Here is a 22,592-nt window from a genome sequence, read left to right as displayed (position 1 = left end):
TGTGAACCAGGATTAAGCGGGGACTTTCCCCGGGTAAATGAGGATATAACGATGATAAAGCAGTGGAAAACGTTGCGCTGGGTCGCCATTCCGGCCCTGACAATCGGGCTGTGTTTGACGGTGATTGCCGCTCCTCCGCCGGTCTCTTACGGAGTGGAAATGGACATTTACCATCCGGTGCGCGCGGAGCACGGTATGGTGGCTTCGGTGGATGCGGCCGCGACTCAGGTTGGTGTCGATATTCTGAAGCAGGGCGGTAACGCGGTGGATGCCGCAGTCGCCGTGGGTTATGCCCTTGCGGTCACGCACCCGCAGGCGGGCAATATCGGCGGCGGCGGTTTTATGATGCTGCGTACCAAAGACGGCAAAACAACCGCGATAGACTTCCGGGAAATGGCGCCGGAAAAAGCCAGCCGGGATATGTTCCTCGATGATAAAGGCAATGCGGACAGCAAAAAGTCGCTGACCTCGCATCTCGCCTCAGGCACGCCGGGCACGGTGGCTGGGTTTAGCCTGGCGCTGGAAAAGTACGGCACCATGCCGCTGAATAAAGTGGTACAGCCAGCTATCAAACTGGCGCGGGACGGCATTATTGTGAACGACGCGTTGGCGGACGACCTGAAGCAGTACGGGGCGGAAGTTATCCCTCATCACGCCAACAGCAAGGCTATCTTCTGGAGGGCGGACGGAGAACCACTGCAGAAAGGCGACAAGCTGGTTCAGGCCAATCTGGCGAAAAGCCTGGAGATGATTGCCGAGCAGGGGCCGGACGCCTTCTACAAAGGGGCGATTGCCGACCAAATTAGCGAAGAGATGGCGAAGAACGGTGGGCTGATAAGCAAAGCCGATTTGGCCAATTACAAAGCGATTGAGCGCCAGCCCGTCAGCGGCGAATACCGGGGCTACGAAGTCTATTCCATGCCGCCGCCGTCTTCCGGTGGGATCCACATCGTGCAAATCCTCAATATTCTTGAAAACTTCGATCTGGCGAAATACGGCTTCGGCAGCGCGGACACCCTGCAAATCATGGCTGAGGCGGAAAAATATGCCTACGCTGACCGCTCGGAATACCTCGGCGATCCGGATTTTGTGAAAGTGCCCTGGCAAGCGCTGACCAGCAAGGCTTATGCAAAATCACTGGCGGAGAAAATTGATATTAACAAGGCCCGCCCGTCGAGCGAAATCAAGCCGGGTAATCTGGCCCCGTACGAAAGTAACCAGACCACGCATTTCTCCGTCGTGGATAAAGACGGTAACGCGGTGGCGGTGACTTATACGCTGAATACCACCTTCGGCACCGGGATAGTGGCGGGCAATACGGGCATCCTGATGAATAACCAGATGGATGACTTCTCCGCCAAACCAGGCGTGCCGAACGTGTACGGGCTGGTGGGCGGGGAGGCCAACGCCGTGGGGCCGCACAAGCGTCCGTTATCTTCTATGTCGCCAACCATCGTGGTGAAGGACGGAAAAACCTGGCTGGTCACCGGGAGCCCTGGCGGGAGCCGAATTATCACCACTGTGCTGCAAATGGTGGTAAACAGCATCGATTTTGGAATGAACGTGGCAGAAGCGACCAATGCGCCACGCTTCCATCATCAGTGGCTGCCGGACGAACTGCGGGTGGAGAAGGGCTTTAGCCCGGATACGCTTCGGTTGCTGAAAGAGAAGGGGCAAAATGTCGCCGTGAAGGCCGCGATGGGCAGCACGCAGAGCATTATGATTGCGCCGGACGGGAAGCTTTATGGCGCGTCCGACCCGCGTTCGGTGGATGATTTAACCGCGGGGTATTGATTTCCCCTCACCCTAACCCTCTCCCCGTGGGGGGAGAGGTGATAAACAATGTTTCCCGTCGTATTTTCCCCCACTCCCACTGGGAGTGGGCTGGGGTGAGGGCAAAAATCACTCCGGTTTAAAGCGTGCCATAAAATACGCATCCACATACTCGCCGTCGCGCAGCGCAAAACGCTTCCCGGTACCTTCCACCTCGAAGCCAAACTTGCGGTACACCGCCAGCGCAGCAGCGTTATCGGTATACACCGTCAGCTCAATACGCTCGACACGCAGCCATTTATCGCACAGATCAATCATTTCTTTAAGCAAAGCCGAAGCGATGCCTTTCCCCTGATGATTGTAATGTACGCCCATGCCGAAAGTGGCGACGTGGCTGCGGCGCGGGGATTGCTCCACCGTGAGCGTTAGCTGCCCCACAATCTCATCGTCGATACATGCCACCAAATGTCGGCTCCCCGGTCTGGGGTCGGTAATTCGGTCATGCCAGGCTTTTAGAGGAGGATGAGGTAGCTGGAGCGTGTCGCGGTAAAGCGCCGGATGAGCGTACATGTTTTGTAAAGCTTCCGCATCGCCGGGTTCGGCGTGACGCACAACAACTGATTTCATCCTTTTCTCCTCAATGAGTTATATAAAACCTTTTGAACATCATTGACTTTGAGCAACAAGTCAATGCTATTTTTTTCAAAAAACGCTTTACAAGTGCGAATGATAATGATTATTATTGCCATGCGTTCAGGGGAGACCCCTACGGAGACATCCTGAAAGCACGACATTGCTCACATTGCTTCCAGTATTACTTTAGCCAGCCGGGTGCTGGCTTTTTTTTTGCCCTTCTTATTTGAAGCTGCAGCTGCGTTGGCTGCACTCAGTTACCCGAATCACTTACCTGAGTAAGCTCATCGGGATGCCTTCCCTTGCCGCCTGGCTGCAACTCCAACTACTTTGGGCAAACCTTTGTCTTTCTTATTTGAAGCTGGAGCTGCGTTGGCTGCACTCAGTTACCCGAATCACTTACCTGAGTAAGCTCATCGGGATGCCTTCCCTTGCCGCCTGGCTGCAACTCCAACTACTTTGGGCAAACCTCTGTCTTTCTTATTTGAAGCTGCAGCTGCGTTGGCTGCACTCAGTTACCCGAATCACTTACCTGAGTAAGCTCATCGGAATGCCTTCCCTTACCGCCTTGCTACAGTTCCAGCTAATTTGGGCAAAACCTGGTGCCCTTCTTATTTGAAGCCGTAGCCGTGTTGGTTACGCCCGACCTTTAAAATTAAAGATGGTTTGAAGTCTACGGCTATAACGTGTCGCGGCTTTGCAGTAAGGTACAGGCAGCTCAAATCAAAAAGGACAATGAAATGACTCTGCACTGTGCCTTCATCGGCTTTGGTAAAAGCACCACCCGCTATCACCTTCCGTTCGTTCTGGTTCGTAAAGACAAACTCAACGTTGCCCACATTTTCCGCCGCAGCGAAAAACCGGAGCTGGAACAGCAGCCACAGTACGCGGGGATCCACTTCACCAGCCAGCTCGATGATGTTCTCAATGACCCGCTGGTCAAACTGGTGGTGATTTGTACCCACGTTGACAGCCATTTTGAGTACGCCAAAAAAGCGCTCGAAGCGGGTAAGAACGTGCTGGTAGAAAAACCGTTTACCCCGACGCTTGCTGAAGCCCGCGAACTGCTGACGCTGGCAAAAGAGAAGGGCCTGGTCGTTACGCCTTACCAAAACCGTCGCTTTGACGCCTGCTTCCTGACGATGAAAAAAGCCATCGAGAGCGGCAAGCTCGGCAAGATTGTGGAAATTGAAAGCCACTTCGATATGTACCGCCCCGATGCACCTGCCAACCCTGGTCAGCCGGCGGACGGCGCCTTCTATGGCCTGGGCGTGCATACCATGGACCAAATCATCTCCCTGTTTGGCCGCCCGGACCACGTTGCCTATGATATTCGCAGCCTGCGTAACAAAGCCAACCCGGACGATACCTTTGAAGCCCAGCTGTTTTACGGCGACCTGAAGGCGATCGTGAAAACCAGCCACCTGGTGAAAATCGACTACCCGAAATTTATCGTGCACGGTACCAAAGGTTCGTTTGTGAAGTACGGCATCGACCAGCAGGAAACCAGCCTCAAGGCGTACATCATGCCCGGTGAGCCAGGCTTTGGGGCCGACAGCAGCGTGGCGACGCTGGAGTACGTTAACGAAGCCGGTGAAACGGTGCGCGAGGAGTGGAAGCCGGAAGTGGGCGACTATGGACGCGTCTATGATGCGCTGTACGACACGCTGATCGGCGGTAAGCCTAATTACGTCAGAGAAATTGAAGTTCTCACCAACCTGGAAATCCTGGAGCGTGGTTTCGAGCAGCCTTCTCCTGCGACAATAAGCCTCGCCTGATAGCATTTTGACTCCTCTAACTCGTTCACTTTTTTTGAACAGAGGAGTCAATTTTCACCCTCTATGATCCTCCGCGAAATGGGTCCACACTTATCCCATCAAACGAATTGCGGAGGACATACCATGATCTACTTAAGAAAAGCACAGGACCGCGGCCATGCGAACCACGGTTGGCTGGACAGCTGGCATACCTTCTCTTTTGCCGACTATTATGACGCCAACTTTATGGGCTTCTCGGCGCTGCGGGTCATTAACGAAGACGTTATCGATGCGGGCCAGGGTTTTGGGACCCATCCGCACAAAGACATGGAAATCCTGACTTATGTTCTGGAAGGCGCGGTTGAGCACCAGGACAGCATGGGCAATAAAGAACGTGTGCCTGCGGGTGAGTTCCAGATTATGAGCGCCGGGACCGGGATCCGTCACTCTGAGTACAACGCCAGCCAGACCGAACCGCTGCGCCTGTACCAGATTTGGATTATTCCAGAAAAAACCGGGATCGCGCCGCGCTACGATCAGCGCCGTTTTGATGCTCCTCAGGGGCGCCAACTGGTGCTTTCTCCGGATGCACGCGACGGTTCACTGAAGGTTTATCAGGATATGGAACTGTCCCGCTGGGCTCTGGCAAAAGATGAGCAGTCGGTGTATCAGATCCCGGCCGACCGCCGCGTCTGGATCCAGGTCGTAAAAGGCGATGTGTCCATTAACGGTACCCAGGCAAAAACCAGCGACGCGATCGCGGTCTGGGATGAACAAGCGATTTCCGTTCACGCCAACGAAGCGAGCGAGATCCTGCTGTTCGATCTGCCTCCGGTATAAACGTTACCCGTCACAACCCGCCCCTGAAAAAGGGGCGGGTTTTCTTTTGTCCGTGCTAAACTCGGCTGTCGAAACTTCACAAGTCGCGCAGGACAATGAAAAAGAAAAGACCGGTACTACAGGATGTTGCAGATCGCGTTGGGGTGACCAAAATGACGGTCAGCCGTTTTTTACGCAACCCGGATCAGGTGTCTGCCGCGCTGCAGGTTAAAATTGCCGCCGCGTTAGATGAACTGGGCTATATCCCGAATCGTGCGCCGGATATCCTTTCTAATTCAACCAGCCGGGCCATTGGTGTCCTGCTGCCTTCCCTGACCAATCAGGTGTTCGCTGAAGTGCTGCGCGGCATTGAAAACGTCATTGATGCCCACGGTTACCAGACCATGCTCGCCCACTACGGCTATAAGCCGGAGCTGGAGCAGGAGCGTCTGGAATCCATGCTGTCCTGGAATATTGACGGCCTGATCCTGACCGAGCGCAACCACACGCCCAGAACGCTGAAAATGATTGAAGTCGCCGGGATCCCGGTGGTGGAGCTGATGGACAGTGTCTCTCCTTGTCTGGATATTGCCGTGGGGTTTGATAACTTCGAGGCGGCTCGGCAAATGACGGCCAGTATTATCGCCCGTGGCCATAAACACGTTGCCTATCTGGGCGCCCGCCTCGACGAACGTACCCTCATCAAGCAAAAAGGCTACGAGCAGGCGATGCTCGACGCCGGACTGACGCCGTACAGCGTGATGATTGAAAACTCCTCGTCTTATTCCACCGGTATTGAGCTGTTGCGCCAGGCAAAACGTGAATATCCACAGCTCGACAGCATCTTCTGCACTAACGATGACTTAGCGATTGGTGCGGCGTTTGAATGCCAGCGTCAGGGGCTGCGTATTCCGGAAGATATGGCGATTGCCGGTTTCCACGGCCACGATATCGGGCAGGTGATGGAGCCGCGGCTGGCGAGCGTGCTGACCCCGCGAGAGCGCATGGGGCGTATCGGCGCGGAGCGTCTGCTGGCTCGTATTCGTGGTGAAATCATTACCCCGAAAATGCTGGATTTAGGCTTTACGCTGTCGCCTGGGGGCTCGATCTAGGCCAAAACTTTTATTTGATGCAGCTCACACTTATACACTTTGCAAGCTAATGGTTATTGCTTAATGGTCAGCCAGGCAGGAAAATGTTATCGGTAACAGTTACCCGTAACAAAACCAGGCGCATTGCTTTGTGTCAGAGTCGGAGCCATCATGAGCACTACTAACCACGACCACCACATTTACGTCCTGATGGGCGTCTCCGGCAGCGGTAAATCCGCCGTTGCCAGTGAAGTTGCCCATCGGCTGAACGCCGCGTTTCTTGACGGCGACTTCCTGCATCCCCGCAGCAACATCCTGAAAATGGCCTCCGGCGAGCCGCTGAACGACGACGACCGTACCCCGTGGCTGAAAGCGTTGAACGACGCCGCGTTTGCGATGCAGCGCACCAACAAGGTTTCGCTGATCGTCTGCTCGGCGCTGAAAAAGCACTATCGCGACCTGCTGCGTGACGGTAACCCGAACCTCTCCTTCATCTACATGAAAGGCGATTTCGAAGTGATCGAAAACCGCCTGAAGGCGCGTAAAGGCCACTTCTTTAAAACCCAGATGCTGGTTACCCAATTCGAAACCCTGCAAGAACCGCAGGCGGATGAAAAAGACGTGTTGATCGTGGATATCGATCAGCCGCTGGACGGCGTTGTCGCCAGCACCCTCGCATTAATCAACAAAGGCAGCGCAGAGTGAGTACATTAACGCTTGTTTTAACCGCGGTCGGCTCCGTGCTGCTCCTGCTGTTTTTAGTAATGAAGGCGCGTATGCACGCCTTCGTGGCTTTGATGGTGGTTTCTATTGGTGCCGGGCTTTTCTCCGGCATGCCGCTCGACAAAATCGCCGACACCATGCAGAAAGGCATGGGCGGTACGCTGGGCTTTCTGGCGATTGTGGTCGCCCTCGGTGCGATGTTCGGTAAAATTTTGCATGAAACCGGCGCGGTGGATCAGATTGCCGTCAAAATGCTGAAGTCCTTCGGCCACAGCCGCGCGCACTACGCGATTGGCCTGGCGGGCCTGATTTGCGCGCTGCCCCTGTTCTTTGAAGTGGCTATCGTGCTGCTGATTAGCGTCGCGTTTTCGATGGCGCGTCATACCGGGACAAACCTGGTGAAACTGGTGATCCCTTTGTTTGCCGGCGTCGCTGCCGCTGCGGCGTTCCTGCTGCCTGGGCCCGCGCCGATGCTGCTGGCCTCCCAGATGCACGCTGACTTTGGCTGGATGATCCTGATTGGCCTGTGCGCCGCGATCCCGGGCATGATTATCGCCGGGCCGCTGTTCGGGAACTTCATCAGCAAGTTTGTTGAGCTGAAAATTCCGGATGACATCTCCGAGCCGCACCTGGGGGAAGGCAAGCTGCCGTCCTTTGGCTTCAGCCTGTCGCTGATTCTGCTGCCGCTGGTGCTGGTTGGCCTGAAAACGATTGCCGCTCGCTTTACCGCGCCAGGCTCTTCGCTGTACGAATGGCTGGAGTTCATTGGCCACCCGTTCACCGCGATTCTGGTGGCTTGCCTGGTGGCTATTTATGGCCTGGCCTATCGTCAGGGCATGGATAAAGAAAAAGTGATGGCGGTATGCGGCCAGGCGCTGCAGCCGGCGGGCATTATCCTGCTGGTTATCGGTGCCGGTGGCGTGTTCAAACAGGTGCTGGTGGACTCCGGCGTGGGCCCGGCATTGGGCGAAGCGCTGACCGGTATGGGCCTGCCTATCGCGATTACCTGCTTCGTGCTGGCGGCGGCGGTACGTATTATTCAGGGCTCCGCAACCGTGGCCTGTCTGACGGCGGTTGGTCTGGTGATGCCGGTTATCGAGCAACTGAATTATAACGGCGCTCAAATGGCAGCCCTGTCGATTTGTATCGCCGGTGGCTCTATCGTGGTGAGTCACGTAAATGACGCCGGCTTCTGGCTGTTCGGCAAGTTTACCGGCGCGTCTGAAGCACAAACGCTGAAGACCTGGACGATGATGGAAACCATCCTCGGCACCACCGGGGCGATTGTCGGGATGATTGCGTTCAGCCTGCTGTCCTAATCTCTCGTCTGAACCTGCTAAAAACACCCGGCAATTGCCGGGTGTTTTGCTTTTACGGGTTAAGCTTCGCTCTTCCCGTGACGCTTTTACTCCCTGGTAAATAAGGGAGCACCGCATGAAAAAATTACTCTTCTTACTGTTATTGCCGCTGTTAACCGGCTGCGCGACGCTGGCTAGCAATAATGACGCCACGGTGTATATCGACAGTACGCCAAAGAGCGCCGCCTTTACGATTTTTGATGGCAAGGGAGAGATTGCCGTGCAGGGCATCACCCCACAGTCCGTGACGCTTAAAAAGACGGACGGCAGCTACTTTGGGAAGAAAAACTACACGTTGATGCTAAAACATGAAGGGTATTACTCCCTGTCGCTACCGCTGGAAACCCGTTTTAGCAACTGGTATCTCTTCGGCAACATTATCTTCTTCGGCGTGCCGGGATGGCTGATTGTCGATCCATTCTTTGGCGGCATGTATACGCTGAAGCAGGAAAATCTTCATCTCTTGCTGCGTGCATGCCAGCCGGGGCCGTATCGGTATATGTGTTCGTGAGGGGGAAATAGGGGGTTAGGAGCAGGACTCGATTCGTCCCCTCTCCCTTTTAGGGAGAGGGTTAGGGTGAGGGGTGGTCTTACCCCCGCATCCACGTTCTGATCCCATCCAGGAACATCTGGGTGGAAATCATAATCAGCACCAGCCCCATCAGACGCTCCAGAGCGTTCACCCCTTTCTCACCCAACAGGCGCAGGAACAGGGAAGACTGCAGCAAAATCGCCACGGTACCGCCCCAGGCCAGCATCAGCGCGGCGACTAAATGCCCCATCTGGTTTGGATACTGGTGCGATAGCAGCATCAGCGTCGCCAGCAGAGAAGGGCCGGCAACCAGCGGAATCGCCAGAGGGACGATAAACGGTTCCTCGCCCGCAGGCAGGCCGGATGAACTGCCTTCCTGGCCCGGGAAAATCATCTTGATGGCGATAAGGAACAGAATGATGCCGCCTGAAATCGACACGGTTTCAGCGCGCAAATTCAGGAAACCGAGAATTTTTTCGCCGGCAAACAGGAAGATAAGCATCAGCAGCAGAGCAATAAGCAGTTCGCGGATCATAATGGCCCGGCGACGCTTTGGCTCCGTGTGTTTTAGGACCGACATAAAGATCGGCAAGTTACCCAGCGGGTCCATAATCAGGATCAGGAGTACCGCGGCGGATATGATTTCAGTCATCTGTTTTCCCCAAAAACTGGCAAGTTGTTTCTATTAATAAGCTTTGTTTCTGACACGGTGGATATCATTGATTAATTTCACTTGCGACTTTGGCTGCATTTTGTAAGGTGGAGTGATGTTCTGGCCCACGGCCAGCGCTTACACACGCAATCATCTCTGCAGGATTAAGTCGCTATGAAAAATGTTGGTTTTATTGGCTGGCGCGGTATGGTCGGCTCTGTACTCATGCAACGCATGGTGGAAGAGCGCGATTTTGACGCCATTCGTCCGGTTTTCTTCTCCACTTCCCAGCTTGGGCAGGCAGCCCCTACGTTTGCCGGCACCACCGGCGGTACACTGCAGGACGCATTTGATCTGGAAGCGCTGAAGGCGCTGGATATCATCGTGACCTGCCAGGGCGGCGATTATACCAACGAAATCTATCCAAAGCTCCGTGAAAGCGGCTGGCAGGGTTACTGGATCGACGCAGCTTCTTCTCTACGCATGAAAGATGACGCGATTATTATCCTCGACCCGGTGAACCAGCACGTTATTCAGGAAGGCCTGAACAACGGCGTGAAAACCTTCGTCGGCGGCAACTGTACCGTCAGCCTGATGCTGATGTCCCTGGGCGGCCTGTTTGCCAATGACCTCGTTGACTGGGTTTCTGTGGCAACTTACCAGGCGGCGTCCGGCGGCGGCGCGCGTCACATGCGCGAACTGCTGAACCAAATGGGCCAGCTGTACGGTGAAGTTTCCTCCGAACTGGCAAATCCGGCTTCCGCCATTCTTGATATCGAACGTAAAGTCACCGAGCTTGGCCGTAGCGGCAAACTGCCGGTGGATAACTTCGGCGTGCCGCTGGCCGGCAGTCTGATCCCGTGGATCGACAAGCAGCTCGACAACGGCCAGAGCCGTGAAGAGTGGAAAGGTCAGGCCGAAACCAACAAAATTCTTGCGACCTCTTCCGTTATCCCGGTTGACGGTTTGTGCGTGCGCGTAGGCGCGCTGCGCTGCCATAGCCAGGCGTTCACCATCAAGCTGAAGAAAGACGTTTCTATTCCGACCGTGGAAGAACTGCTGGCCGCGCACAACCCGTGGGCGAAAGTGGTGCCAAACGACCGCGAAATTACCATGCGTGAGCTGACGCCTGCCGCGGTAACCGGCACGCTGTCTACGCCAGTTGGCCGCCTGCGCAAGCTGAACATGGGGCCGGAGTACCTTTCCGCCTTCACCGTTGGTGACCAGTTGCTGTGGGGCGCCGCTGAACCGCTGCGCAGAATGCTGCGGTCACTTGCATAATTACACTTTTTTACCAGAGGGGCCTTGTGGCCCCTCTTTTTTTGCCCGCAATTTAAGGTACAACGAAAGTCATTAATTAATTTCACGAGGAGTCGAGAAAGCGTTGGCTATGCTTAAGTCATCACGCGCAAGCGTTTTGGTGAGTATTGGGCGAACTGGCTTACAGGAGTTGCGCGCCGTTCGTCAGGGTCAATGATAAGTGTCGTATCCGCACGCAGGCGTAGGGCGGGTCATCGGTGACACATAAAAAAGGAAAATGCCATGTCTGTTCTGCCGGAAAAAGACGTGATTAATGCGCTAATTGCGGGTCATTTTGCCGATCCGTTTTCCCTGCTGGGGATGCACCAAACCGACGCCGGACTTGAAGTCCGGGCGCTGCTGCCTGACGCCACCGAAGTGTGGGTGATAGAGCCTAAGACCGGACGCAAAGTTGCCCAGCTCGACTGCCTCGATTTCCGCGGCTTTTTCTGTGGGCTGATTCCTCGCCGTAAAAACACTTTTCGCTACCAGCTTGCCGTTGTCTGGCATGGTCAGGAAAACCTGATCGACGATCCTTACCGTTTTGGCCCTCTGATTCAGGAGCTGGATAGCTGGCTGCTCTCAGAAGGGACTCATTTGCGCCCTTACGAAACGCTGGGCGCGCATGCCGAGACAATGGACGGCGTGACCGGAACGCGTTTCTCGCTTTGGGCACCTAACGCCCGGCGTGTCTCCGTCGTGGGGCAGTTTAACTATTGGGATGGCCGCCGCCACCCAATGCGGCTGCGGCGAGAAAGCGGTATTTGGGAACTGTTTATTCCAGGGGCGCACAGCGGCCAGCTCTATAAGTTCGAGCTGCTGGATGCCGAAGGGCAGCTGCGTATTAAAGCCGATCCTTACGCTTTTGAAGCGCAAATGCGCCCCGAAACGGCCTCGCTGATTTGTGGCCTGCCGGAGAAAACCACGCTCAGCCCCGAGCGGCAAAAAGCTAACGGCTTTGATCAACCCATCTCAATTTATGAGGTGCACCTCGGCTCGTGGCGCCGCCACACCGACAATAACTTCTGGCTCAGCTACCGAGAACTGGCGGATCAGCTCATTCCGTACGTCAAAGAGATGGGCTTTACCCATCTTGAACTGCTGCCGGTTAACGAACATCCGTTTGACGGCAGCTGGGGCTACCAGCCGCAGGGGCTTTACGCCCCGACGCGCCGTTTTGGCACACGCGACGACTTTCTTTATCTGATAGGCGCGGCCCACGAAGCCGGGCTTAACGTTCTGCTGGACTGGGTGCCGGGCCATTTTCCGACGGACGATGCCGGGCTGGCGAAGTTTGACGGCACTGCGCTGTATGAGCACGGCGATCCGCGCGAGGGCTATCACCAGGACTGGAACACGCTGATTTACAACTATGGTCGCCGGGAAGTCAGCAACTATCTGGTGGGCAACGCGCTCTACTGGATTGAGCGGTTTGGCATTGACGGCCTGCGCGTGGATGCCGTGGCCTCGATGATTTATCGCGACTATAGCCGGGAAAGCGGAAAATGGGTTCCGAATGAGTACGGCGGGCGTGAGAACCTTGAAGCCATTGAGTTTCTGCGTAGCACTAACCGAATCATCGGCGAGCAAACGCCGGGCGCGGTGACCATGGCGGAAGAATCCACCGATTTTGCCGGCGTTTCTCGCCCACCGAGCATGGGCGGGCTAGGGTTCTGGTTTAAGTGGAATCTGGGCTGGATGCACGACACGCTCGATTACATGAAGCTCGACCCGGTATACCGGCAGCACCACCACGACAAAATGACCTTCGGCATGCTGTATAACGGCACCGAAAATTTCGTGCTGCCGCTGTCGCACGATGAAGTCGTGCACGGCAAGAAATCGATTCTCGACCGTATGCCGGGGGACGCCTGGCAGAAGTTCGCCAATCTTCGCGCGTACTACGGCTGGATGTGGGCATTTCCGGGCAAAAAGCTGCTGTTTATGGGCAACGAATTTGCCCAGGGGCGAGAGTGGAACCACGACAGCAGCCTCGACTGGCACCTGCTGCAGGGGGGCGATAACTGGCACCACGGCGTGCAGCGTCTGGTGCGCGACCTGAATCATACTTATCGACGTCACGCGGCATTGCATCAGTTGGATTTCGACGGCTACGGTTTTGAATGGCTGGTGGTGGAAGATAAGGCTAATTCAGTCTTTGTTTTCGTGCGGCGAGATGCCGAAGGCAATGAAGTGATTGTCGCCAGCAATTTTACGCCGGTGCCGCGTTACCATTATCGCTTCGGGGTTAATCAGCCAGGGCGCTGGCGCGAAGAGCTGAATACCGACTCCATGCACTACCATGGCAGCAACGCCGGCAATAGCGGGACGGTGCGCAGTGAAGCGGTGCCGAGCCACGGCCGCGACCATTCTCTGTGCATTACGCTACCGCCGCTGTCCACGCTCTGGTTGATCCGTGAGGGGGACGCATGACGCAGCTTACCCAAGGCAGCCCGGCCCCTTTCGGGGCGTATTTCGACGGTAAAGGCGTTAACTTCACGCTCTATTCTGTCCATGCGGAAAAGGTCGAGCTGTGCCTGTTCGACGAGCACGGCCACGAGCGCCGCTATGACATGCCTTCGCGCTCCGGGGATATCTGGCACGGCTATTTGCCGGATGGCAAGCCGGGGCTGCTTTATGGCTATCGGGTTCATGGGCCCTGGGAGCCGGAACAGGGCCACCGCTTCAACCCCGCGAAGCTGCTGCTCGATCCCTGCGCCCGCGTGGTCGTGGGCGGGGCCGAAGATCATCCGCATTTTCACTGCGGCTACGATGAGCCCAACCTTGAAGACAGTGCCCCGCACATGGCGAAGTGCGTAGTGGTCAGAGAGAAATTTGACTGGGAAGACGACCAGCCGCTCCGAACGCCGTGGGGCAACACGGTTATCTACGAGGCTCACGTTCGCGGGCTGACGCTGCTCCACCCCGGTATCCCGGAAGAGTTGCGTGGCACCTATGCGGCACTGGGGCACCCGGTGATGATCGACTACTTCAGGCGCCTGGGCATTACGGCACTTGAGCTGCTGCCCGTGGCGCATTTTGTTACCGAACCCCGCATTTCGCAGCTTGGGCTGAGTAACTATTGGGGCTACAACCCCCGCGCTTTCTATGCCGTTGAAAGCTACTACGCGATAGACCAGAACCCCCATAACGCGGCCAATGAGCTGCGAGGCGCTATCAAGGCGCTGCATCAGGCCGGCATTGAAGTGATCCTCGACATTGTGCTGAACCACAGCGCAGAGCTGGACAAAGATGGCCCAACCCTGTCGCTGAGCGGAATCGACAACCGTAGCTATTATTGGTTAATGGACAACGGCGATTACCAGAACTGGACCGGCTGCGGGAACACTCTGAATCTCAGCACGCCGGGCGTGGTTGCCCAGATGATCGACTGCCTGCGCTACTGGGTAGACAGTTTTCATGTGGATGGTTTCCGTTTCGATCTGGCTTCGGTGATGGGACGCACGCCGGAATTTCATCAGGATGCCCCGCTGTTTGAGGCGATCAAAAACGATCCTCACCTGTCGCGGGTGAAGCTGATTGCCGAGCCCTGGGACATCGGCCAGGGGGGTTATCAGGTCGGTAATTTTCCACCGCTGTTTGCCGAATGGAACGATCATTTCAGGGACGGGATGCGTCGCTTCTGGCTCCAGCAGGATCTCTCTTTAGGCGGCTTCGCCTGCCGCTTTGCCGGCTCGAGCGACGTTTATCGGCACGGCGAAAGGCTGCCCTCCACCAGCATTAATTTAATCACCGCTCATGATGGTTTTACGCTGCGGGATTGCGTAAGTTTTAATCAGAAGCATAACGAAGCCAACGGCGAAGATAACCGCGACGGCACCAACAGCAACTTTAGTAATAACTATGGGTTTGAAGGGCTTGAAGCCAGCCTGATTACCAAGGAACGGCGTCGTGACAGCGTGCATGCGTTGCTCACCACGCTGCTGCTCTCACAGGGAACGCCGATGCTGCTGGCTGGGGATGAACACGGCCACAGCCAGCACGGCAACAACAATGCCTACTGCCAGGACAATGTTCTGACCTGGCTTGACTGGGAGCAGGGAAACGACGGTTTGACCACCTTTACCGCGGCGCTCCTTCAGCTACGGCAGGTTATCCCGGCGCTGACCGCCAATCGCTGGTGGGAAGAGGGAGATGACAACGTTCGCTGGCTGAACAAAGAGGCGCAGCCCCTGAGCGCCGATGAGTGGCAAAACGGCGTACACCGCCTGCAAATCCAGCTGTCCGACCGCTGGCTTATCGCAATTAACGCGACCGAAGAAGTTGCGGACATCGTTCTACCTGAGGGGGAATGGCGCGCCGTTCCTCCGTTTGCCGGAGAGGACAACCCGGTCGTGATGGTTGTATGGCATGGTCCCGCGCACGGAGTTTGCGTGTTCCACAAGTCATGAAAAAGGAGTTCGTTATGGTCAGGTTTGAGAAAAACGATCCGCTGATGCTGGCCCGCCAGTTGCCCATCAAATCCGTTGCGTTAATTCTGGCCGGTGGCCGCGGGACTCGGCTGAAGGATCTCACGTCGACGCGCGCCAAGCCTGCGGTCCATTTTGGCGGCAAGTTCCGCATTATTGATTTTGCGTTGTCCAACTGCATTAATTCCGGTATTCGCCGCATTGGGGTGATAACTCAGTATCAATCGCACACCCTGGTGCAGCATATCCAGCGCGGCTGGTCTTTTTTTAGCGAAGAGATGAACGAGTTTGTGGATTTGCTCCCCGCCCAGCAGCGTGTGCACGGTGAGAACTGGTATCGCGGGACGGCGGATGCCGTAACCCAGAACCTCGACATTATTCGCCGCTACGACGCCGAATATGTAGTGATCCTGGCCGGGGACCACATCTACAAGCAGGACTATTCGCGCATGCTTATCGATCACGTCGAGAAGGGCGCGCGCTGCACCGTTGCCTGCATGCCGGTGCCGGTGCAGGAAGCGTCGGCGTTTGGCGTTATGGCGGTGGACGCTGACGAAAAAATTATCGATTTCGTGGAGAAGCCGGAAAACCCACCCACGATGCCCAACGACAGCAGTAAGTCTCTTGCCAGCATGGGCATTTACATTTTTGATGCGGATTACCTGTTCAGGCTTCTGGAAGAAGATGACCAGGATGAAAACTCCAGCCACGACTTTGGCAAAGACATTATCCCGAAAATTACCCGCGCGGGAGAAGCCTACGCCCACCCGTTCCCGCTCTCCTGCGTACAGTCCGATCCTAACGCCGAACCTTACTGGCGCGATGTGGGTACGCTGGAGGCCTACTGGAAAGCGAACCTTGACCTGGCCTCGGTGATGCCGGAACTGGATATGTATGACCAGGCCTGGCCGATCCGCACCCATATGGAGCCGCTACCGCCCGCTAAATTCGTCCAGGATCGCTCCGGCAGCCACGGTATGACGCTGAATTCGCTGGTGTCCGGCGGCTGCATTATTTCCGGCTCGGTGGTCGTGCAGTCGGTGCTGTTTCCTCGGGTGCGTATCAACTCGTTCTGCAACATCGATTCTTCCGTCCTGCTGCCAGACGTCATTGTTGGGCGTTCCTGTCGATTACGACGCTGCATTATCGACCGCGCCTGCGTGATCCCTGAGGGGATGGTGGTTGGCGAAAATGCCGAAGAGGACGCCCGCCGTTTTTATCGCTCTGAAGAGGGCATTGTACTGGTCACGCGTGAGATGCTGGCGAAGCTGCAGGGCTGAAGCGCGTAGAAGATTGGCCTGCGCACGGTGATGCCGTGCGCGGTTATTTTATCGTTCGGCGTTGCCTGATGATTAAGACACAGCGCCGCGACTTTCCACATGGGAGCGATAATGCAGGTCTTACATGTCTGTTCCGAGATGTTTCCTTTACTGAAGACAGGCGGTCTGGCGGATGTCCTGGGCGCTTTGCCAGCGGCACAGATTGCCGGGGGCGTCGATACGCGCGTCCTGCTGCCCGCTTTTCCGGATGTGCGCCGAGGAATCGAAGATATCCAGGTGGTTGCCCACCGACAGACGTTCGCGGGTGCCATGCGCCTGCTCTACGGCCACTACAACGGCGTTGGCGTTTACCTGATTGACGCCCCCCATCTTTATGAACGCCCGGGAAGCCCATACCACGACACCAACCAGTTTGCTTATCAGGACAACGTGCTGCGCTTTGCGCTGCTTGGCTGGGTTGGGGCGGAAATGGCCTGTGGCCTGGATCCTTTCTGGCATCCGGATGTGGTGCATGCTCACGACTGGCACGCCGGGCTGGCTCCGGCCTACCTCGAAGTACGCGGACGGCCAGCGAAGTCAGTATTTACCGTACATAACCTCGCCTATCAGGGAATGTTCTATGCCCATCACTTAAGTGAAATCGATTTGCCGTGGTGGGTCTACGACATGAACGGGCTGGAATTCCACGGGCAGATTTCGTACCTGAAGGCCGGCCTTTACTATGCCGACCACATCACCGCCGTCAGCCCAACCTATGCGCGGGAGATTACCGATCCGCACTTTGCCTATGGCATGGAAGGGCTGCTGCGCCAGCGCCAGCGTGAAGGGCGTCTGTCGGGCATTTTAAACGGCGTGGACGATAAGATTTGGAACCCGGAAAGCGATCTGCTGCTGGCCTCACGGTATAACCGCGATTCACTGGAGGAGAAAGCTGAAAACAAACGCCAGCTGCAGGTGGCTATGGGGCTGAAGGTCAACGATAAAGTTCCGCTGTTCGCGGTGGTCAGTCGGTTAACCAACCAAAAAGGGCTGGATCTGGTGCTTGAGGCACTGCCTGGATTGCTGGAGCAGGGCGGCCAGCTGGCGCTGCTGGGCGCCGGGGATTCCGTGCTGCAGGAAGGCTTCCTGGCGGCGGCGGCTGAACATCCCGGCCAGGTCGGCGTCCAGATTGGCTATCACGAGGCATTCTCTCACCGCATCATGGGCGGTGCCGACGTGATTTTAGTCCCGAGCCGCTTTGAGCCCTGCGGCTTAACGCAGCTCTACGGCCTGAAATATGGCACGTTGCCGCTGGTGCGGCGAACCGGTGGCCTTGCCGATACCGTGTCTGATACTTCTCTTGAGAATCTGGCTGACGGTGTGGCAACCGGTTTTGTATTTGAAGACAGTAATGCCTGGTCGCTGCTCCGTGCGATCCGGCGTGCTTTCGTGCTGTGGTCCCGCCCGTCGCTGTGGCGTTTTGTGCAGCGGCAGGCAATGAATATGGATTTTAGCTGGCAGGTAGCGGCGCAGTCATACCGCGACCTTTATCAACGCTTGATGTAATTACCCATACACCAGGAATCACTGATATGAACGCACCCTTTTCCTATGCATCACCCACGCTGAGCGTCGAGGCGCTTAAACACTCGATTGCCTATAAGCTGATGTTTACGGTGGGGAAAGACCCTGCCATCGCCAATAAACACGAGTGGCTTAACGCCACGCTCTTTGCCGTGCGCGACAGGCTGGTGGAGCGCTGGCTGCGTTCCAACCGCGCCCAGCTCTCGCAGGAAGTCCGTCAGGTTTACTACCTGTCGATGGAGTTTCTTATCGGGCGCACGTTGTCGAACGCGCTGCTTTCCCTCGGCATTTATGAAGATGTGAAGAACGCCCTCGAAGAGATGGGGCTGGACCTGGAAGAGTTGATTGATGAGGAGAACGACCCCGGCCTTGGCAACGGTGGTCTGGGGCGCCTCGCCGCCTGTTTCCTCGATTCGCTGGCCACTCTGGGGCTGCCGGGGCGTGGCTACGGCATTCGCTACGACTACGGGATGTTCAAGCAGAATATCGTCGATGGCCGCCAAAAAGAGTCGCCGGATTACTGGCTCGAATACGGTAACCCGTGGGAGTTTAAGCGCCACAATACGCGCTATAAGGTGCGTTTCGGTGGGCGTATACAGCAGGAAGGAAAAAAGGCTCGCTGGGTCGAAACCGAAGAGATCCTCGCGGTAGCCTATGACCAGATTATTCCGGGCTACGACACCGATGCGACTAACACGTTAAGGCTGTGGAACGCTCAGGCGAGCAGCGAGATCAACCTCGGTAAGTTTAACCAGGGCGATTACTTCGCGGCGGTGGAAGATAAAAACCACTCTGAAAACGTGTCCCGCGTGCTTTATCCCGATGACTCCACCTATTCGGGGCGCGAGCTTCGCCTGCGTCAGGAGTATTTCCTGGTCTCGTCCACCATGCAGGACATCCTGAGCCGCCACTATCAGCTGCATAAAACCTACGCCAACCTTGCGGATAAAATTGCGATTCACCTGAATGACACTCACCCGGTACTGTCGATTCCGGAGCTGATGCGGCTGCTGATTGACGAGCATAAGTTTGAATGGGAAGAGGCGTTCGAGGTGACCTGTCAGGTCTTCTCATACACCAACCACACGCTGATGAGCGAGGCGCTGGAAACCTGGCCGGTAGACATGCTCGGCAAGATCCTGCCGCGCCATCTGCAGATAATCTTTGAGATTAACGACTACTTCCTGAAAACCCTGCAGGAGCAGTACCCGAACGATACCGGGCTGCTGGGCAGGGCATCTATTATCGATGAATCCAACGGCAGGCGCGTGCGTATGGCCTGGCTCGCGGTGGTGGTCAGCCACAAGGTGAATGGCGTGTCGGAACTGCACTCCAACCTGATGGTGCAATCCCTGTTTGCCGACTACGCCAGTATCTTCCCGATGCGTTTTAGTAACAAAACGAACGGCGTAACGCCGCGTCGCTGGCTCGCGCTGGCGAACCCTGCGTTGTCTGAAGTACTGGATGAGAATATCGGGCAGACCTGGCGGACCGACTTAAGCCAGCTGAACGACCTGAAGCAGCATATCGACTACCCGACGGTGCATCAGGCGGTGCGCAAGGCCAAGCTCGCCAATAAAAAACGGCTGGCGACGTATATCGGGCAGCAGCTCAACGTGGTGGTGAACCCGGATGCTTTGTTCGACGTGCAGATTAAGCGCATTCACGAATATAAGCGCCAGCTTATGAACGTACTGCATGTGATCGCCCGCTATAACCGCATCAAGGCCGATCCGGAGGCGGAGTGGGTGCCCCGCGTGAATATTTTTGCCGGTAAAGCGGCGTCGGCCTACTACATGGCGAAGCATATTATTCATCTCATCAACGACGTCGCGGAGGTGATCAACAACGATCCGCTGGTCAAAGATAAGCTGAAAGTAGTGTTTATCCCTAACTACAGCGTCAGTCTCGCCCAGCTGATTATCCCGGCAGCCGATCTCTCGGAGCAAATATCGCTGGCGGGAACCGAGGCTTCCGGCACCAGTAACATGAAGTTTGCCCTGAACGGGGCGCTGACTATCGGCACGCTGGATGGCGCCAACGTTGAAATGCTCGATCACGTCGGCAAGGACAACATCTTTATTTTTGGCAATACCGCAGAAGAGGTGGAGGCGCTCCGCAGTAAGGGCTACAACCCTCGGGAGTATTACGAGAAGGATGAAGAGCTACGCCAGGTGCTGACGCAAATCGCGACGGGGGCATTCAGCCCCGGAGAGCCGGGGCGTTATCGGGACTTAGTCGATTCGCTAATTAATTTTGGCGATCACTATCAGGTGCTGGCGGATTACCGCAGTTATGTGGACTGCCAGGACAAGGTGGATGAGGTTTACCGGCAGCCGGAGGAGTGGACCATCCGCACCATGCATAATATCGCTAACATGGGCTATTTCTCGTCCGACAGGACGATTCAGGAGTACGCCGACGAGATTTGGCATATTAAGCCAGTGAGATTGTAGTTTGCCCCTCACCCTAACCCTCTCCCCACGGGGGAGAGGGGATCAGAACGGCAGTATACCTTTCCCCCCTCTCCCTTTTAGGGAGAGGGCCGGGGTGAGGGTAAAACTCAGCACAGCTCCAGCTGCACGTTATTCTCTTTGATCACCTGCATTACACCCGCCGGCGGTACCACGTCGGTGTACACGGTATCCACCAGGCTAATACTGCCCAGATTCACCATCGCATTGCGGCCAAATTTCGAATGGTCTACTACCAACAGCACGCTGCGAGAGTTTTCGATAATCGCGCGTTTGGTGCGAACCTCGTGATAGTCGAACTCAAGCAGCGAGCCATCGCTGTCGATGCCGCTGATACCGAGAATGCCAAAATCGAGGCGGAACTGGGAAATAAAGTCCAGCGTGGCCTCTCCGATAATGCCGCCATCGCGGCTGCGCAGCTTACCGCCGGCCAGGATGATACGGAAATCTTCTTTCGCCATCAGCGTGTTCGCCACGTTGAGATTGTTGGTCACAATGCGCAGATTGCTGTGATTAAGCAGCGCATGTGCCACTGCCTCTGGCGTAGTGCCGATGTCGATAAACAGCGTAGCGCCGTTCGGTATTTGGCTGGCAACCTTCTGCGCAATACGCTCTTTTTCCGCGGTTTGCGTTGCTTTTCGGTCGTGCCACGGGGTGTTAACCGAGCTGGAAGGCAGGGCCGCCCCGCCGTGGTGGCGCAGAATCATGTTCTGATCGGCCAGGTCATTTAAATCCCGGCGGATGGTTTGCGGGCTGACGGCAAACTGTTCCACCAACTCTTCGGTACTGACGTATCCCTGCTGCTTAACCAGCTCAATAATCGCGTCATGACGTTGTGTCTGCTTCACAAGCTACTCCAGCATTGTTATGTTCGTTTTCGCGCATTCAGGGTATCTACCAGCGCCATCGCCAGCCCGACCAGCATGCCGGTCAAGTGTGCTGGAATGACAGATGACTGAGTAAATACCTCAATAACTAACCAAATCACCGCAAACGCCAGGAGCCCGCGCTGCATCTGAATGCCGCTTTCGGGATCGCGCTCTCCGCGCAGCCAGACATAACCCATCAGCGCAAAGACCGTGCCTGACAGGCCGCCAAACAGCGGGCCGGTAAATTTCGCCTGCATAAAACCGCTCAACAGGGTGGAAATAAGCGTCAGCGTCAGCAGTTTGCCGGTGCCGAGGCGTTTTTCCAGCGCGCCGCCTAAATACCACCACCATAGTAGGTTAAAGAGGATATGCAGCAAGGAGAAATGCAGTAATCCGTGCGTGAAATAACGCCAAAACTCAAAGCGCTGCTCGGGCACAAGTGGCCAGCCGAGCACGGAGATCACCGGGCCGAAACCCGCGATATTGAGCAGGACAAACAGCGCGATGCACACGCCGATGACGATAAGCGTCAGCGGGCCGGCGCGCTCTTTGATGGTGGCGAAAAACGGATAGCGTTTATAGCTGAAACCCACGCCGCTGTGGCCGGTACTCCAGCTGGCGGCCTGGTAGCGCGGGTCGTCAGGGTTCGCGACGAACTTTTCCAGCTCGGCGCGAACATATTGCACCTGGCTTTCATCGGCCAGCCAGACATCGCTTTGCGTATGCTGCTGAACGGTAAGAACAACGCCCTGAGTTGCCATGTAGTCGACAAAAGCCTGCGCCACGCGCGGGTTGGCGAAAGAGGTAATCATGATCATGAAAGTTTAACCAACTTCGTCTATTTACCCGTCATACTTCGAGCCGGAGGAGCATCGTCTTCCTGCGACTCAAATTATTCAGGGTAAAGCTTTTATTAAGGCAGCAGTATACCTGCAGGGAGCAATAAGGGCTGAACTTTACGCGTCGTGAGCGACTTCAGCCGGGAAATGGCGGTGCCAGGCGTCAAAACCGCCATCGATGCTGTAAACCTGGTCATAGCCTTGCTGTAGCAAATATTGGGCAGCGCCTTTGCTGCTATTGCCGTGGTAGCACATCACCATCACCGGCGTGTCGAAGTCGGTTTGTTGCATAAAGTTCACCAGCGTGTCGTTGGTGAGGTGGTAAGCCCCCGGCGTGTGTCCCATGGCAAAGCTCTGCGGATCGCGAATATCCACCAATACCGCCTGCTGTTGCTGGAGTTTCTGGTGTGCTTCTTCCACACCAATACATTCAAATTGATCCATGGTTTTACTCGTCGAGAAAGAAAGGAAACAAGGGGCATGTTAAGGCATCGCGCCCC

The 22,592-nt window shown here is 56.0% G+C and carries 19 protein-coding genes; 14 read left to right on the top strand and 5 right to left on the bottom strand.

The features are described from left to right. The first annotated feature begins 51 nt into the window (after positions 1-51). On the top strand, positions 52-1,794 hold the full coding sequence (ggt, locus tag VW41_22230; protein AJZ91545.1) for a gamma-glutamyltranspeptidase: 1,743 nt from the start codon (positions 52-54) through the stop codon (positions 1,792-1,794). A gap of 108 nt (positions 1,795-1,902) precedes the next feature. On the opposite strand, the gene VW41_22225 is transcribed toward ggt, so the two are convergent. Then, positions 1,903-2,400: an acetyltransferase gene (locus VW41_22225; protein ID AJZ91544.1), complete on the bottom strand. Its 498-nt coding sequence runs from the start codon at positions 2,398-2,400 to the stop codon at positions 1,903-1,905. A gap of 232 nt (positions 2,401-2,632) precedes the next feature. On the opposite strand from VW41_22225, the gene VW41_22220 reads away from it, so the two are divergent. From VW41_22220 to VW41_22190, 7 genes are all read left to right on the top strand, one after another. Beyond that, the gene (locus VW41_22220; GenBank protein AJZ91543.1) at positions 2,633-3,025 is read left to right on the top strand and encodes a hypothetical protein; all 393 of its coding nucleotides are present in this window, start codon (positions 2,633-2,635) and stop codon (positions 3,023-3,025) included. 121 nt (positions 3,026-3,146) lie between these two features. After that, positions 3,147-4,184 (top strand): oxidoreductase, encoded by a 1,038-nt coding sequence (locus tag VW41_22215; protein AJZ91542.1) that lies wholly within the window; start codon positions 3,147-3,149, stop codon positions 4,182-4,184. Between the two features lie 123 nt (positions 4,185-4,307). Then, complete coding sequence (locus tag VW41_22210; protein ID AJZ91541.1) at positions 4,308-5,003, top strand: quercetin 2,3-dioxygenase; 696 nt, start codon at positions 4,308-4,310, stop codon at positions 5,001-5,003. A gap of 95 nt (positions 5,004-5,098) precedes the next feature. Continuing rightward, positions 5,099-6,094: a transcriptional regulator gene (locus VW41_22205; protein AJZ91540.1), complete on the top strand. Its 996-nt coding sequence runs from the start codon at positions 5,099-5,101 to the stop codon at positions 6,092-6,094. Between the two features lie 150 nt (positions 6,095-6,244). Continuing rightward, entirely contained in the window at positions 6,245-6,778 is a 534-nt protein-coding gene (gene gntK, locus VW41_22200; protein AJZ91539.1) for a gluconate kinase, read from the top strand. Beyond that, a complete protein-coding gene (locus tag VW41_22195) occupies positions 6,775-8,115 on the top strand; it encodes a gluconate transporter (GenBank protein ID AJZ91538.1) in 1,341 nt (446 codons plus the stop codon). Before gntK ends, VW41_22195 begins: the two co-directional genes overlap by 4 nt. Positions 8,116-8,230: 115 nt before the next feature. Further along, positions 8,231-8,665: a hypothetical protein gene (locus VW41_22190; GenBank protein ID AJZ91537.1), complete on the top strand. Its 435-nt coding sequence runs from the start codon at positions 8,231-8,233 to the stop codon at positions 8,663-8,665. A 79-nt stretch (positions 8,666-8,744) separates the two neighbouring features. Here VW41_22190 and VW41_22185 read toward each other — a convergent pair whose 3' ends face one another. Further along, positions 8,745-9,338, bottom strand: coding sequence for an antibiotic transporter (locus VW41_22185; protein ID AJZ91536.1), 594 nt, complete (start codon positions 9,336-9,338; stop codon positions 8,745-8,747). A 174-nt stretch (positions 9,339-9,512) separates the two neighbouring features. On the opposite strand from VW41_22185, the gene VW41_22180 reads away from it, so the two are divergent. From VW41_22180 to VW41_22155, 6 genes are all read left to right on the top strand, one after another. Continuing rightward, positions 9,513-10,619, top strand: coding sequence for an aspartate-semialdehyde dehydrogenase (locus VW41_22180; protein ID AJZ91535.1), 1,107 nt, complete (start codon positions 9,513-9,515; stop codon positions 10,617-10,619). Between the two features lie 261 nt (positions 10,620-10,880). Next, positions 10,881-13,070 carry a glycogen branching protein gene (locus tag VW41_22175; protein AJZ91534.1) on the top strand — a complete coding sequence of 730 codons (2,190 nt, stop codon included), beginning with the start codon at positions 10,881-10,883 and terminating at the stop codon, positions 13,068-13,070. After that, positions 13,067-15,049 (top strand): glycogen debranching protein, encoded by a 1,983-nt coding sequence (locus VW41_22170; protein ID AJZ91533.1) that lies wholly within the window; start codon positions 13,067-13,069, stop codon positions 15,047-15,049. Before VW41_22175 ends, VW41_22170 begins: the two co-directional genes overlap by 4 nt. Before the next feature lie 14 nt (positions 15,050-15,063). Continuing rightward, positions 15,064-16,347, top strand: a complete 1,284-nt coding sequence (gene glgC, locus VW41_22165) for a glucose-1-phosphate adenylyltransferase (protein AJZ92050.1) — start codon at positions 15,064-15,066, stop codon at positions 16,345-16,347. Between the two features lie 111 nt (positions 16,348-16,458). Next, positions 16,459-17,892: a glycogen synthase gene (gene glgA / locus VW41_22160; protein AJZ91532.1), complete on the top strand. Its 1,434-nt coding sequence runs from the start codon at positions 16,459-16,461 to the stop codon at positions 17,890-17,892. 26 nt (positions 17,893-17,918) lie between these two features. Next, on the top strand, positions 17,919-20,366 hold the full coding sequence (locus VW41_22155) for a maltodextrin phosphorylase (GenBank protein AJZ91531.1): 2,448 nt from the start codon (positions 17,919-17,921) through the stop codon (positions 20,364-20,366). A 107-nt stretch (positions 20,367-20,473) separates the two neighbouring features. On the opposite strand, the gene VW41_22150 is transcribed toward VW41_22155, so the two are convergent. From VW41_22150 to glpE, 3 genes are all read right to left on the bottom strand, one after another. Beyond that, positions 20,474-21,232, bottom strand: coding sequence for a transcriptional regulator (locus VW41_22150; GenBank protein ID AJZ91530.1), 759 nt, complete (start codon positions 21,230-21,232; stop codon positions 20,474-20,476). A gap of 17 nt (positions 21,233-21,249) precedes the next feature. Then, positions 21,250-22,071 (bottom strand): intramembrane serine protease GlpG, encoded by an 822-nt coding sequence (locus tag VW41_22145; GenBank protein ID AJZ91529.1) that lies wholly within the window; start codon positions 22,069-22,071, stop codon positions 21,250-21,252. Positions 22,072-22,209: 138 nt separating this feature from the next. After that, positions 22,210-22,536 (bottom strand): thiosulfate sulfurtransferase, encoded by a 327-nt coding sequence (glpE, locus tag VW41_22140; protein AJZ91528.1) that lies wholly within the window; start codon positions 22,534-22,536, stop codon positions 22,210-22,212. Positions 22,537-22,592 lie beyond the last annotated feature (56 nt).

The organism is Klebsiella michiganensis (assembly GCA_000963575.1).
GTDB classification, from domain to species: domain Bacteria; phylum Pseudomonadota; class Gammaproteobacteria; order Enterobacterales; family Enterobacteriaceae; genus Cedecea; species Cedecea michiganensis_A.
The sequence above is the reverse complement of the archived record's forward strand: the minus strand, read 5'-3'. Positions and strand labels throughout refer to the sequence as shown.